Origin of the sequence: Gordonibacter sp. 28C (assembly GCF_003339845.1) — a bacterium.
GTDB lineage: Bacteria > Actinomycetota > Coriobacteriia > Coriobacteriales > Eggerthellaceae > Gordonibacter.
Window position 1 is genome coordinate 1 of the sequence record NZ_PPTR01000002.1, and the last position, 14,358, is coordinate 14,358.

Annotated in this window: 11 protein-coding genes; 5 read left to right on the top strand and 6 right to left on the bottom strand. The window is 63.7% G+C overall.

The features are described from left to right. Window positions 1-163: 163 nt before the first annotated feature. The 5 genes from nagA to C1878_RS02420 all read right to left on the bottom strand — a co-directional run bounded on the left by nagA (window position 164) and on the right by C1878_RS02420 (window position 6,927). Entirely contained in the window at window positions 164-1,291 is a 1,128-nt protein-coding gene (gene nagA, locus C1878_RS02400) for an N-acetylglucosamine-6-phosphate deacetylase (RefSeq protein WP_114600128.1), read from the bottom strand. Window positions 1,292-1,420: 129 nt separating this feature from the next. Then, entirely contained in the window at window positions 1,421-2,158 is a 738-nt protein-coding gene (gene nagB, locus C1878_RS02405) for a glucosamine-6-phosphate deaminase (RefSeq protein WP_114600129.1), read from the bottom strand. Window positions 2,159-2,261: 103 nt separating this feature from the next. Then, window positions 2,262-4,451, bottom strand: a complete 2,190-nt coding sequence (locus C1878_RS02410) for a cytochrome C oxidase Cbb3 (RefSeq protein ID WP_114600130.1) — start codon at window positions 4,449-4,451, stop codon at window positions 2,262-2,264. A gap of 106 nt (window positions 4,452-4,557) precedes the next feature. Next, window positions 4,558-5,184: an adenylate kinase gene (locus C1878_RS02415; RefSeq protein WP_114600131.1), complete on the bottom strand. Its 627-nt coding sequence runs from the start codon at window positions 5,182-5,184 to the stop codon at window positions 4,558-4,560. Between the two features lie 312 nt (window positions 5,185-5,496). Next, window positions 5,497-6,927 (bottom strand): helix-turn-helix transcriptional regulator, encoded by a 1,431-nt coding sequence (locus C1878_RS02420; protein WP_114600132.1) that lies wholly within the window; start codon window positions 6,925-6,927, stop codon window positions 5,497-5,499. 320 nt (window positions 6,928-7,247) lie between these two features. On the opposite strand from C1878_RS02420, the gene C1878_RS02425 reads away from it, so the two are divergent. The 5 genes from C1878_RS02425 (at window position 7,248) to C1878_RS02445 (ending at window position 13,981) form a co-directional block, all read left to right on the top strand. Then, complete coding sequence (locus tag C1878_RS02425) at window positions 7,248-9,491, top strand: molybdopterin-dependent oxidoreductase (RefSeq protein WP_114600447.1); 2,244 nt, start codon at window positions 7,248-7,250, stop codon at window positions 9,489-9,491. A gap of 2 nt (window positions 9,492-9,493) precedes the next feature. Beyond that, complete coding sequence (locus C1878_RS02430; protein WP_114600133.1) at window positions 9,494-9,829, top strand: 4Fe-4S binding protein; 336 nt, start codon at window positions 9,494-9,496, stop codon at window positions 9,827-9,829. Window positions 9,830-9,972: 143 nt separating this feature from the next. Beyond that, window positions 9,973-11,256: a CynX/NimT family MFS transporter gene (locus C1878_RS02435; protein WP_114600134.1), complete on the top strand. Its 1,284-nt coding sequence runs from the start codon at window positions 9,973-9,975 to the stop codon at window positions 11,254-11,256. A gap of 139 nt (window positions 11,257-11,395) precedes the next feature. Continuing rightward, on the top strand, window positions 11,396-13,645 hold the full coding sequence (locus C1878_RS02440) for a molybdopterin-dependent oxidoreductase (RefSeq protein ID WP_114600135.1): 2,250 nt from the start codon (window positions 11,396-11,398) through the stop codon (window positions 13,643-13,645). 3 nt (window positions 13,646-13,648) lie between these two features. Beyond that, the gene (locus C1878_RS02445; RefSeq protein ID WP_114600136.1) at window positions 13,649-13,981 is read left to right on the top strand and encodes a 4Fe-4S binding protein; all 333 of its coding nucleotides are present in this window, start codon (window positions 13,649-13,651) and stop codon (window positions 13,979-13,981) included. A 187-nt stretch (window positions 13,982-14,168) separates the two neighbouring features. Here C1878_RS02445 and C1878_RS02450 read toward each other — a convergent pair whose 3' ends face one another. Beyond that, entirely contained in the window at window positions 14,169-14,357 is a 189-nt protein-coding gene (locus C1878_RS02450) for a zinc-ribbon domain-containing protein (protein WP_114600137.1), read from the bottom strand. Window position 14,358: the final 1 nt, after the last annotated feature.

The following is a 14,358-nucleotide window of genomic DNA, read 5'->3' on the forward strand; positions in this document are numbered from 1 at the left end:
GCAAGGGCGAAGGGCCATCCGGGGCTGGTCGGCCAGCAACCCCGCAGGGTCAACTCCCATCGTAATCCGCACAGGGGATCAAAGGAAAGAGTTAGACCCAGCAAGAGCTGGGTCTAACTGTAATGGGGCGACTCCCGTTCGCTCAGGATGACAGGAGCATTCGCTATGCGAGCGGCTTGCCGCGCAGGACGACCTGCTTGACCTCCAACGTCTCCTGGTCCAGCAGCACGGCGTCGGCCACGCAGCCGGCGTCGAGGGAGCCGTAGCGGCCCTCCAGACCCAGCGCGCGGGCCGGGTTGGCCGACGCGGCCTTCACGGCGCTCGCCAGCGGGATGCCCATGTCGCGCACCGCCACGTACAGGCAGCGCATGAGGTCGCTCACCGAGCCCGCCAGCGCCCCGTTCTCGATGGTGGCCACGGGGCCGCGCACCGTGACGTCCTGGCCGCCCAGGTCGTAGGTGCCGTCCTCGAGCCCGGCGGCGCGCAGCGTGTCGCTGATGAGGATCATGCGGTCGTCGCCGAACATATTGAAGGCCAGGCGCACCATGGCGGGGTGGATGTGCACGCCGTCGGCGATGATCTCGGCCGTCACGTCGTCGCGCTCGGCCGCGGCCGGAATGGGGCCGGGCTTGCGGTGGTGCATGGGGTCCATGGCATTGAACAGATGCGTGAGCTGGCGCGCGCCCAGCTCGAAGGCGCGCGCGGCCGTGTCGTAGTCGGTGCAGGTGTGCGCGAGCGAGATGCGCACCTCCCCGGCCATCTCCTTGATGAACTCGTCGGCCCCCGGCTCCTCGGGAGCGATGTCCACGAGCTTGAACAGGCCGTCGGCGGCCTGCTGCAGGCGGCGGAACTCGTCGACGCCGGGATTGCGCACGTAGTCGGGGTTCTGCGCCCCCACCTTGCTCGGCGAGATGAAGGGGCCCTCCATGTTGATGCCCACGAGGTCCGCCTCGTCCTCGGCGGGCTCGTAGGCCGCCGCCGCCTGCGCCGCGCGCGCAAGGACGTCCTCGGGCAGCGTCATGGTGGCCGGGCACATGGCCGTGACGCCCCGCGACGCCTCGTAAGCGCCCATCTTGTGCAGGCCCGCGAGGTCGCCGTCGCTGATGTCGGCTCCGGCGCTGCCGTGGAAGTGCAGGTCCACCAAGCCGGGGATCACGTAGCAGCCGCTCGCGTCGACGACCTCGTCGCCGCCCGAGGCGTCCTCGCAAGCCGCGAAGACCCCGTTTTCGATTACGATATCGCGCTCGGCGAACCCTTCGCCGTCGAAAGCCTTGCCGCCAACAATGCGCATAGTCCCGTCCTTTCCTTTTTTCAACCATTCTGCCATGTCGCCGGAAGAAGCAGAAGGGCCTCCACCAAGCAAGCAGAGACCCTTTGAGCCGTCGTGCCGATCAGGGCCTCGCGGCCCACCGCCGTGAAGCTACCCGAGGTCGCGACAGAGCTCGCCCGCCGCAGGGTCCACGATGACGGTGGCGTTGGGGTGGAACTGGAGGATGGAAGCCGGCACCTGCGGCGTCACGGGGCCGAAGAACGCCCGCTTCACGATCTCGGCCTTGTGGGAGCCCTCCACCACCACGAGCACGCTGCGCGCCGCCATGATGGTGCCGATGCCCATGGTGTACGCCTGGCGCGGCACGTCGTCGATGGAATCGAACAGGCGGCTGTTGGCCTGGATGGTGCTCTCGGTGAGGTCGACGCAGTGCGTGGTCTTCGGGAACGTGTCCTCGGGCTCGTTGAAGCCGATGTGGCCGTTCGGCCCCAAGCCCAGAAGCTGCAGGTCGATGCCGCCCGCCTCTTCGATGGCCCGCTCGTAGGCGGCGCACACCGCGTCGGCGTCGGGATTCGAGCCCTCGGGCACGTGCGTGCGCTCCTGGTCGATGTCCACGTGGTCGAACAGGTGCTTCTTCATGAAGTAGCGGTAGCTCTGGTCGTGCTCGGGAGCCAAGCCGCGGTACTCGTCCAAATTGAACGTGGTGACGTCGGCGAAGCTGATCCTGCCCTTCGCGCAATCCTCCACGAGGTCGGCGTACAGGCCGATGGGGGTCGTGCCGGTGGCAAGGCCCAGCACGCAGGCGGGATCGGCCTCGACGAACGAGGCGATGCGGTCGGCCGCTTGGCGGCTCATGTCCTCCGTGCTCTCGGCGATGATGAATTCCATGGGACCTCTCTTCTCTTGCGTTCTTACCGTACAAGCCGCGCGCCCTCGGAGGCGCGGCGGCGCGGCCCGCAGGCGCTCGGAGGGCGCCGGGCGGGAGTGAAGCCTATGTCCAGAACTGGGCCGTTTCGATGACGTTCTGGTACGCCCACGGGTACACGTCGGAGTACCAGCCCGTCTCAGGGACGAAGCACAGAAGCACGCTGTACAGCACCGAAACGGCCACCAGCGCGAGCAGCACCTTCATGAACAGGTTCTGCGCGGTGGAGCCCGGCGCGAGGTTCTCGTTCACGATGAACACCAACAGCACCACGGCCGCCAGGAACATGAAGCTGAAATCGGCGAAGTAACGTTGCAGGATGCCGGCCATCTCGGCGTCGAGCAGCGCCACGATCACCCCCGATACGAGCAGCACCACGATCACGCCCATGATGGTGCGTGTGGAGCGCTGGCGCATGCGCAGCGACAAGATGCGCTTCGCGAACGGCAGCACCCACAGCACGGGCAGGCACGCCAAGATGCCGCCGAACGTGACCTCTTTGATGGTCTGCCCCATGTAGGTGGTGTCGAACGGCGCCGGTTGGATGTAGGGGAACACGCCCGTGGCGCTGGGCGGCTGCAGGAAGTAGGCGAACAAGGCCGGAGCGAGGCGCCCCAGCTTCCAGCCGCGCTTCGTCATGTCGTTCACGGTGAGGTTGTAGTTCGCCCCGAAGTCGGTGAGCGAGCCGAAGCGCGCGTAGTTGTACCCCATGAGGCCGGCGGCCACCACCACGTACGGGGCTGCCAGGCAGGCGAACTCGCGCGCGCCGCGCGCCGAGAGCAGGCGCTTCTCCGTGATGTACGTGCGCCAGAACAACGGGAAAGCCAAAAGAGACAGCACGACGAGCTGCGGGCGGCATCCTACCACGAGCGCCATGCAGAGCGAACCGGCCAAGTACCACTTCTCCGGACCGGTGGAACGCGCCGCCGCCGCACGGCCGCGCATCCAGAAGTACAGCCCCCACACCGAGAACGCCAAGCCCAGCATGATGGGCAGCGAGTAGAACGTGGGGAACTTGAGCAGGTACAATATGCCGCAGCAGGTGACCAGCGGTATCTGCAGCAGCAGGTACAGCCCCAAGCTCACCCGCTTGAAATGGTAGCGCGCGAAGCGGTCGAGCAGCGCCGAGCAGCCCAGCACGAAGGCGATGCACGCCAGCAAGACCCCGATGGCCGTGGGGAAGTTCGCCCCCGTGAGCAAGTAGAACGGCAGGTAGAACAGCACGACCGGAACCACCCCGAAGTAGACGTAGTAGTGCCCGTCGTGGTAGGCCACGTCGAACAGGTACGGCTCCCCCGTCTCCTTCTGAGCCTCGTCGCGCGCGCCCTTGTCGTAGGGGTCGGACATGTCCTGCAGCCACTGCGGCGGCTCCTCCTCGAGATAGAGCTGGCCGTGCGCCATGGCCTTGGCGAGCTCCGCGTACTGCTGGGCGTTGTCGCCGCCCACCTCGAACGCGTTCACGATGCTGTGACCGTCCCACGAACCGCTGTTGTAGTTCTGCGTGGCGACGCCCACCAGGTTCGAGCCCATGAACAAGAACGAGGACATGAGGCTCACCTCGATGACCACGGCGGCGATGATGGCCGCTTTCGACTTGCGCGGCTCGTCCACGATATGGATGCGGTAGATGGCCGACCGCGGGCGGAACGCGAACGCCAGCAGGAGGATGCCGGCCGTGGCCAGGAAGCGCCCCCCGTTGAAGTCGAACGGATGGCGCGCGTTGAGGACGACGTCGGTGAGCTTGATGGGGTAGCTCACGTCGTCGCCCGTGATCTCGATCTTCAGGTTGTCCACGAGGCCCGACGTGTTCAGGTTGATGTACTCGCTCTGGTCGCACAGCGTGGACACCGACACGTCGGGCACGCCCACCGTGTACTCGGTCGAATCGAAGTAGGTATGGTGGGCCTCGTCGGTGAACTGGATCTTCACCTTCAATTCCTGCGCGGGCTGCCGGTAGTCGAAGTTGAGCCAGATGTTGTGCACCTCGGTGTTGAGGTTGGAGAACTCCAGCGTGTGGTTAACGGCCGTGAGCTTGTACTGCTCGTCCACCGTCTCCTGCAGGTTGAGCTTGCCGTTCAAATTGATGGGATGGTAGCCCGCCGACGTGAAGTAGTTGATGTTGAACAGGAACGTCTCCAGCAAGAAGGCCAGCGCGAGGATGGCGAGGACGCTCTTCGCCAGGTGGCGCGCCGCCGGCCGATGCGCGCGCATGAAGCTCGTGTAGGCGTAGGATATGTTCTGGCGAACCGTGGGCATACTGGTAACGAATTATACGGCATGGACAGGCCCGGTCCCGCTAGAAAAAAGGAACGGACGAACATGGTGTTCGTCCGTTCCGCGCATGCTTTGCGTGCTCGCCCGATTACAGGTTGAGAGCCTTCTTCACGTCGGCGTACACGACGTCGGGATCGCGGTCGCCGTCGATGGAAACCAGCAGGTCGCAGCCGCGATAGTAGTCGATGAGCGGGGCCGTGGACTTCTCGTACACGTCCAGGCGGTTGCGCACCGTGGCTTCGTTGTCGTCGTCGCGCTGGTACATCTCGCCACCGCACTTCGGGCAGGTCTTGTCGGCAGCGGTGCCGATGTAGTTGCAGTCGCGGCACATGCGGCGCGACGTGAGGCGCTTGACGATGACCTCGGGGTCCACGTCGACCAGCAGCGCCGCGTCCAGCGGGCGCTCCAGCTTCGAGAGCTCGGCGTCGAGCGCGACGGCCTGGGCGGACGTGCGCGGGAACCCGTCGAGGATGAAGCCCTTCTCGGTGTCCGGATCCTGCAGGCGCTCGGTCACGAGGCCGATGATGACATCGTCGGGCACGAGCTCGCCGGCGTCCATGTAGGACTTGGCCTTCTTGCCCAGCGGCGTGCCGGCCTTGACGGCCGCGCGCAGCATGTCGCCCGTCGAGATGTGCGGCGTGGCGAACTCCTCGACCAACTTGGCCGCCTGCGTGCCCTTCCCGGCACCCGGCGCCCCCAACAACACGATATTCATGATGTGATTTCCTTTCGACATACAATCGATGCCCCGTATTGTAGCAAACTGAGAAGCACGCCGATCATATTTCAAGAGAAAGACTGACGAACATCAACGGCTCTTGCCGGTTGAGCCTCGCCCCCACCTGCGAACGATCGTGCTTCGTCCGCCGCAATTCCCGCTTTCGGCGGGAAGTCGAACCCGCACCGCGAGCACACGACGGCATCGGGTCCGTTGTCGAACCCGCACAACGGGCACACGCCGAAGGTGCGGGGCCGCTTCAGCTCGCACTGACCGCAATGGCGACACGGATAGCACACGGAGGACTCCTTACATCTCGTCGCGCTTCTTCAACAGCTCCTGCTTCGAGTTCACGCCCATCTTCTTGTAAATGTGATAGGTGTGGGATTTCACGGTATGGGGCGACACGAACAGTTTCTCTGCAATGGAGTTCGTGTCGTAGCCGCGCATGAGCAGGATCAAAACGTCGAGCTCCCTTCGCGACAAATCGTAGTCCTCGGCCAAAACCGTACATTTTGCAAGATCATCGTCGACGTGACCTTCCTCGGAAGAGGCTGCAGTGGCCAATCCCAGCCCATCGGGCAGCGCCTTGATTTCACCGCTCGCCGCCACCATGATGAACAAGAACACCACCAACACCAGCGGAACTAAGAACAAGTTGTCTTGGGACAAATCAAGGAAGTCGGCCAGCACCAGGTTCGCCGTACCTGCCAGCGCCATGCCCAACTGAATGCGTATCCTGCCGCGCGCAATACTCTTGATGGGCGTCAATCGCAACCTGTTTGTAAGCTCGAACAGAAAGCAGAAACCCGACACGTCGAACACGGTTAGAAACATCAACAACATCAGGTACAGTACCCATCGCCCCATCCCCGTGACGAACGTGAGTAGCGTCAACACGACGGCGATAACCGGCAATAGCGCCATAACGAGCTCGTTAAAGGAGAAAGACCGCTCCGTGAGCACGTTCACCAACAGCAGAACCCCCACTCCTAAACCCAAAGCAAGCCCCGTCAGCGGATAGCTTAGATACACTGGCAGGTCGGGCGCCATGCAGGCGTAGATTCCCACGCCGAACACCGCGCCGTAGATGACCAAAACAATGCTGCTTTTGTGCAGCAACTTGGAAAGCTTGCGTGACAAGGGCTGGTCTCCCAACGTGCGCGCAGGCCAGAACTGATGGGTGAACACGTAGCATACCAACGAGAGAAAGGCAAGTAGCAAAGCCATGTACAACCCCGCTGAGCCGGCCACCAACGTCGTGACCACAAACACCGCCGCTCCGACGACGACCGACATTTGCATGCATCGTTTGGCGCTGTCCATGTCTAGATAGACGCACGCTTCCGACCAGAGAATGTGAAATACGCCCTGCCACAAGCCAGCAGCGAGCATCAACACCGAACGCACCCATCCGTTCAGCCCGGCTCCCGTCGCGCACACCACCACCAACGCAACCAATACGACGTACGCCGCTACCGCCAAGGGCACCCGAAACCGAAATGAGCGCACCCTGTCATACAAAGCGTAAATGAGCACTTCGAACAACACGACGCCCCAGAGATAGCACATGCGCCCGACATCGCGCTGAGCGACGGTGAGTTCGTCGAGCGGTGTGAAGATGAAGCTGTAGGCGAATATGTAGGTTACCGCCCAGCACAGCGCGAAACCAACCACGACAAAAGGCATAAACTGGCCGTATAAGGTCTCTTCGGCGCCTGATTCTGCCTTCCCCTTCATGAAGCCCCCTTGGCATCAACGGAGATTCGATTATATCCAAAACCGGAAAAAGGCCAGCTGACATACATCAGACGAATCGTATGAATTGCCGAAGTTGCCGATATGAATTCTTCCTTATCCTCGTTTGGCTATAAATAAAAACGCTTGAAAACCCGGTTCACCCGCAAAGTAAGTAGACGCTTGCCAACGGCGCCGCATACACTCGATGCGCTTCATCTCCTGTTCGGACGGGAGAAAGGAGGGAAGCGCATCCGATCGAGGAGAAGCATCGCACGGGCGCAGGCGACGCGCCAAAGAGGACGAAACGAGGGGATGTGAACGTGGACGAGAAGAGAGCATACGTATTCGTGGACCACGACAAGCCATGGCGCTACGAGGAGGACGGCTTGACGGTGACGCGCGGAAGCGCTTGGTCCGGCCCCGGATGCCACCTCGGGTGCGGCGTGAAGCTGTACACCGACGAGGAGGGAGCGCTCGTGAAAGTGGAGGGCGACCGGGAGAACCCCTTCAACCAAGGCAGGCTCTGCATTCGCTGCCTCGACCTTCCCGAAGTCGTGTACAGCGACCGCAGGCTGCTCCATCCTATGAAGCGCGATCGCGCGGATCGCGGGAAGGACGTGTGGCAGCGCATTTCCTGGGACGAGGCCTACGACGAGATCGAAGCGCGGCTGAAGGACATCCGCGAGCGTTACGGGGCCGAATCGGTGCTGTTCATGCAGGGCACCGGGCGCGACATCGCCACGTGGATATCCCGCCTTGCCTGGTCGTACGGCAGCCCGAACTACGGGTTCCCGCTCTCCGGGCTGGCATGCTATCTGCCCCGCGTGTCGGGCATGTACTCCACGACGGGGTCGTTCTGGGTGTGCGACTGCTCGCAGGAGTTCCCCGACCGCTACGACAACCCCGAATACGAGGTTCCCGAGGTCATGGTGCTGTGGGGCAACAACCCCATCGTCTCGAACTCCGACGGGTTCTTCGGTCATTGGGTCGTCGACCTGATGAAGCGGGGCATGGAGATCATGGTCGTCGACCCGCGCATGACCTGGCTCGGACGCCGTGCGGCCCTGCAGCTGCCTATCCGCCCCGGCACGGACGCCGCGCTGGCGCTCGGCATGCTCAACGTCATCGTGAACGAGGACCTGTACGACCACGATTTCGTGGACAAATGGACTTACGGCTTCGACAAGCTGGCCGAGCGGGTGCAGGACTATCCGCCCGGCAAAGTGGCGAACATCACCTGGATCCCCGAAGAGAAAATCGTCCAGGCGGCACGACGGTTCGCCACAGCTGAGCGCGCGTGCATCCAGTGGGGTCTCGCCGTCGACATGACGCGCGAAGCGCTGCCTGCCATCCAGGCCATCGCCGCCCTCACCCAGATCACCGGCAACATCGACCGTCCCGGCGGCATGATCATCCCGCCCGAGATCCTGTTCTACGGCGGCGGTTTCGGCGCCGATCTGCTGAGCGACGAGCAGACGGCCAAGCGCATCGGGCTCGAGAAGTACCCGCTGCTCAAGTTCGGGTTCGCAACGCTGCAGCCCGACGAGATGGTCAAGCAGATGGAAACGGGAGACCCGTACGCGCTGCACGGCATGTGGATGCAGACCACGAACCCCTTGGCCTGCATGGGCGCCGACCCGGACCGTTTCTACAACGCGGCCAAGGACTTGGACTTCATCGTGGGCGTCGACCTGTTCGTGACCCCCACCATCATGGCGTTGGCGGACTACGTGCTGCCCGCCGCCACCTACCCCGAGCGCGACGGCCTGCGCATCGGCGACGGCCCGCAGCGCGGGGAGACCATCAACAAGGTGTGCCAGGTCGGGGAATGCAAATCCGACATGGAGATCAACCTCGAACTGGGACGCCGCCTCAACCCCGACGCCTGGCCCTGGGCCGACGTCAAGGAGATGTTCTCCAGCATCATCGGAGAAACCGGGTACTCGTTCGACGAGCTGCGCGAGATCGCGCCAGCGTATCCCCAGTACGTGTACCGCAAGCACGAGAAGGGCCTGATGCGCCCCGACGGGCAGCCCGGCTTCAACACGCCGACCGGCCGCATAGAGCTGTGGTCGACCCAGTACGCGGGCGCCGGCCTCGACCCCCTGCCCTACTTCGAGGAACCGGAGCCCGGCCCCGGTTCGACCCCCGAACTCTTGGACGAGTACCCGCTCGTGCTCACCACGGGCGCCCGCAACTGGGGTATGTTCCACTCCGAGCATCGCAACATACCGCGCTTGCGCGCCCTGCGCCCCGACCCGATCATCGAGGTGCATCCCGACACGGCCCTCGACCTGGAACTGCGCGACGGCGATTGGGTGTGGGTCGAGAATCAGCGCGGACGTGCGAAACGACGCGTTCAGGTGACCCCGGTGCTCTTGGACCCGCGGTTCTGCTCGACCGACCACGCCTGGTGGCTGCCCGAGGAGGACCCCGAGGACCTGTTCGGCGTGCGCGATTTGGCCATCAACAACCTGGTTCCCTGGGCATGTGGCAAAAGCGGGTTCGGATCGAACTACAAGTGCATGCTGGTGAAGCTCTACAAAGTGGAGGACGGTGAGTAGCCATGGACGGGAAATACGGGATATTGGTCGATTACGACTGGTGCACCGGATGCCACAGCTGCGAGATGGCCTGCCAGATGGAGCACGGCTTTCCCATCGGGCAGAGCGGCGTCCAAGTGTGCACGATGGGCCCTTGGCTCATCGAAGGGGAAACCTGGCAGTACGACTTCGCGCCGATATTCGGCGACCAATGCGACCTGTGCGCCGATCGCACGGCGAAAGGGGAACTTCCGACCTGTGTGCACCACTGCCAGGCGAACTGCATGACCTACGGACCGCTTGACGAACTGAGCGCCCTGCTGGCCGACCATCGCAAGCAGACGCTCTACGCCTTGTAGCCGATCAGCGGTGCAAGCTCGATGCATCCCGTGCATCCGAGCTTGCACCGAAATTTCAAACGGATCATTTGTTGGAAACGCGGCGTCGAACGCCGTGCAAGCGAGACGCTGTCTCGAAATCAGACAACAAGGAGGGAAATCGCATGGCTCAAACAGGCATTGCCGCCTTCGGCGTGCAGAACCGCCAGCTGACGCAGACCGAAAGGTGGATCTGTTTCAGCGCCCTGTTCTTCTTCGGTTTCACCGCAGCCTTCAACCTGTTCAAGGCGGCTCCGGCTATCGCCTTCATCGGCGCCGACCTCGGGTTCGACGAGGCGGGGCTGGGCTACATCATGTCGTCCTATGCCATCGCCGCGCTCGTGCTCGCCTATCCCGGCATGCTCATCATGCAGAAGATCGGCGTGAAAGCCTCAGTGCTCATCTCTTGCGTGCTCATGCTGATAGGATCGGTTATCGGATCCTTCGCGCCAAACGCGGCGCTGTTCTTGGTGGGCCGCGCCATCGAAGGCTGCGCCTACGGCCTCATATGCGTTATCGGACCCAACATCATGCCGCGGTTGTTCCCGTTAAAGAATCAGGGCCTCGTCATGGGCATCTGGTCGCTGTGGATTCCCGTGGGCACCATCATTGCCTTTTTCTTGGCTCCCGTCATCTTCGAATCCGCCGGCTGGCGTCCCATCTGGTATGTGTCGCTCATCATGGAGGTTGTGTCTCTGGTTTGGATGTTCGTCAGCGTGAAGATGCCCCAAGTGCCCGAGAACGAGCTCGTTGACGGCGATGTGACGCGGCGCAAGAAGCCAGGCAAGTGCTTTATGTTCGCCGCCATCATGATGTCCGTGGCATTCCTCGCCTGGGTTTACGTGTACGTCGACAACATTAACACGTTGTACCCGACCTTCTTGCAGCAAACTAAGGGCATGTCGGTGTTCGACTCGTCCATGCTGCCCAACTGGATCGCCATCATCACCATCCCCGTGGGCATTTTGTTCGGCGTACTGTCGGACAAGTGGAACGCGCGCAAATACTTCGTCGCCGTCCCCTACCTGGTAGTAGCGCTGCTCATGTTCTTCTGCGCCTTCACGCCAGGCGAGGATCTGGTGGGCCCCTGGACGTTCTGCATCCTCATGGGCGTATGCGCGGCCGGCATTCCCATGGGAACGCGCGCCATCATACCCGTGCTGGTGCCCGATCCCAAGAAAACCGATTTCGCGCTCGCGACGATGGCGTTCGCAACCGGCCTCGCCCAGTGCATGGGATCGCTGGCCTCGCTCTCGATCGCCGAAATAGGTTGGACGGCGAACGGGCAGTTCATCCTTGCCCCGTTGGCGCTGATAGCGTCGCTCATCGTGTTCATCTGCGTCAAATCCGACCGCAAGGTACTAGCCATCCGCAAGCAGGAAGAGGCCGACGAAGCGGCCGCGAACTAAGTCCGCCCGGCGCTCCGCCATGGCGGAGCGTGAACCCATCTCGAACCGCAGTGCGCAGACCGCGAGCTTGTTCTCGCACTGCGGTTCGGCACAGCGGGTTATAGACGAAGCGGAAGCAGACGAGTGAGAGGAAGAGAGCATGACCGAAAACGGATACCATCTGGTAGAGCACGAGAAGCCGTTCCGGTACGACGAGAACGGCCTGCACGTCACGCGCGGCAGCGCGTGGTCGGGGCCCGGCTGCCACATCGGATGCGGCGTGCTGCTGTACACCGACGACGACGGCAAGCTGGTCAAGGTGGAAGGAGACCCGGAGAACCCCTACAACAAGGGGCGCCTGTGCAACCGATGCCTCGCGCTCACCGAGGTCGTGTACAACCCCGACCGCATCACCACGCCGATGAAGCGCGACCCCGCGCATCGCGGCGAGGACAAGTGGGAGCACATCACCTGGGACGAGGCGCTCGACCTCGTGTACGAGAGGTTCACCGAGATAAAGGAGAAGCACGGGGCGTGGTCCATCCCGTTCGTGCAGGGCACGGGCCGCGACATCGCCGCCTGGATCACGCGCCTGGCCTGGTCGTTTGGAAGCCCCAACTACATGTTCAACATGTCGGGCATGGCGTGCTACCTGCCGCGCGTGGCCGGCTGCGCCGCCACGACGGGCAACTTCTGGGTGGGCGACTTCTCCCAGCAGTACCCCGACCGCTACGACAACCCGGAATGGGAGCCCGCCGAGTACGTCATGGTGTGGGGCAACAACCCCCTCATTGCGAACTCGGACGGCTTCTACGGCCACTGGATGGTCGACGTCATGAAGCGCGGCTCGAAGCTCATCGTGGTCGACCCGCGCCTGACGTGGCTCGCCTACAAGGCGGAGTATTGGCTGCAGATCCGCCCCGGCACCGACGCCGCGCTGGCGCTGGGCATGCTCAACGTCATCATCTCCGAGGACCTGTACGACCACGACTTCGTGGACCGCTGGTGCTACGGCTTCGACGAGCTGGCGCAGACCGCGGCCGCCTACCCCGTCGACAAAGTGGCCTCCATCACCTGGGTGCCCGAGGAGAAGATCGTCGGCGCGGCCCGCACGTGGGCCAACGCCCGCTGCGGCATCGTGCAGTGGGGCCTGGCCGTGGACACCACGAAGGAGTCCCTGCCGGCCGCCCAGGCCATCGGCGCGCTGTGGCAGATCTGCGGCTTCTGCGAGAAGCCGGGCTGCATGATCGTGCCGCCCGAGATCCTGGCCTACTCCGGCGGGTTCGGCGGCGAGCTGGTCACGCCCGAGATGGACGCGCACCGCATCGGCTTGGACAAGTACTCGCTGTTGAAGTTCGGGTTCCAGGTGGCCTCCTCCGACGAGGTCATGAAGACGCTCGAGACGGAGAAGCCCTACAAGCTCCACGGCGCCTGGCTGCAGACGACGAACTTCCTCACCTGCACGGCCCCCGACCCCGAGCGTTCCATGAAGGCCTGGCGCACGCTTGACTTCATCGTGGTGGTGGACATGTTCATGACGCCCACGGCCATGGCGCTGGCCGACGTGTTCCTGCCGGCCTGCACCTACGCCGAGCGCGACGGCATCCGCGTGGGCGACGGCGCGCAGCGCGGCGAGACCATCAACAAGGTGTGCCAGGTGGGCGAATGCAAATCCGACATGCAGATCAACCTCGAACTGGGCCGGCGCTTCAACCCCGAGGCGTGGCCGTGGAAAGACGACAAGGAGATGTTCAGCTACGTCATCGAGTGCACCGGCTACACGTTCGAAGAGCTGCAGCAGGCCGCGCCCGCCTACATCCCCTTCGAGTACCATCGCCACGAGAAGGGCTTGCTGCGCCCCGACGGCCAGCCCGGCTTCAACACGCAGACCGGGCGCATCGAGCTGTGGTCGACGTTCTACAACAACGCGGGCCTGAGCCCGGTGCCCTACTTCGAGGAACCCACCGAGAGCCCCGAGTCCACGCCGGACCTTTACGAGGAGTACCCGTTCGTGCTCACCACCGGCGCCCGCAACTGGTTCATGTTCCACTCAGAACATCGCCAGGTTCCCCACCTGCGCGCCGGCCGCCCCTGGCCCATCGTGCAGATAAACCCGAAGGCCGCCGAAAGGGTCGGCGTGCACGACGGCGAGTGGGTGTGGCTCGAGAACGAGCGCGGCCGCTGCAAGCGCGTGGTGGAGTGCACCGAGATCATGAACGAGCGCGTGATCATGTCCGACCACGCCTGGTGGTTCCCCGAGGCGCCGGGCGAGGAGAAGGACGGCCTGTTCGGCATGCTCGACCTGAACGTGAACAAGCTGCTCAACTCGTACCTGCCGGGCAAGTCGGGCTTCGGCGCGAACTACAAGTCCATGCTGTGCAAGGTATACCCCGTGAAGGACGGTGAATAGACCATGGCTGATTACGGAATCCTCGTCGACTACGAGTGGTGCACCGGTTGCCACACCTGCGAGACGGCCTGCCAGATGGAGCACCATCTGCCGGTGGGGCAGTTCGGCATCAAGCTGAACGAGGTCGGCCCCTACGAGTACGCCCCCGACCGCTGGCAGCTGGCGTACATCCCCGTGCCCACCGACCAGTGCGACTTCTGCGCGGAGCGGCTGGGGCAGGGAAAGCTCCCCACCTGCCAGCACCATTGCCAGGCGCAGTGCATCGAGGTCGGCCCCATCGAGGAGCTGGCGAAGAAGGCGACGTCGAAGAAGAAGCTCGTGCTGTTCCACAACTAGGAGCGCGCACGGGCGAAACGACGGGAGGGCCGGCGCCGCGAACGGCGCCGGCCCTCCCTTTACCGAAAGGAGCGGATCATGTCATGCGGATACGCCTGCGTGGGATGCGGCCGCTGCCGGGGCAAGCCGCGCGAGCTGAACATCACCTCGACCTGCTTCCGCTGCGGGCACGAGAACCCTCCGGGGGCTAGCGCGTGCGAGCGCTGCGGCCTCGAGCTGCCCCGGCTGCCGGGGCCAACGGCGAGCCGCACTTCGAGCACGTGCGGCTCTCGGGCGGATTCGCCTCATGGCACACCGGGCACTCCCCCGGCTTCATGAGCGGGCGCGACTCGCCCTTGCACTTGCCGCAGTTGACGCATGCGTACCCGCAACTCATA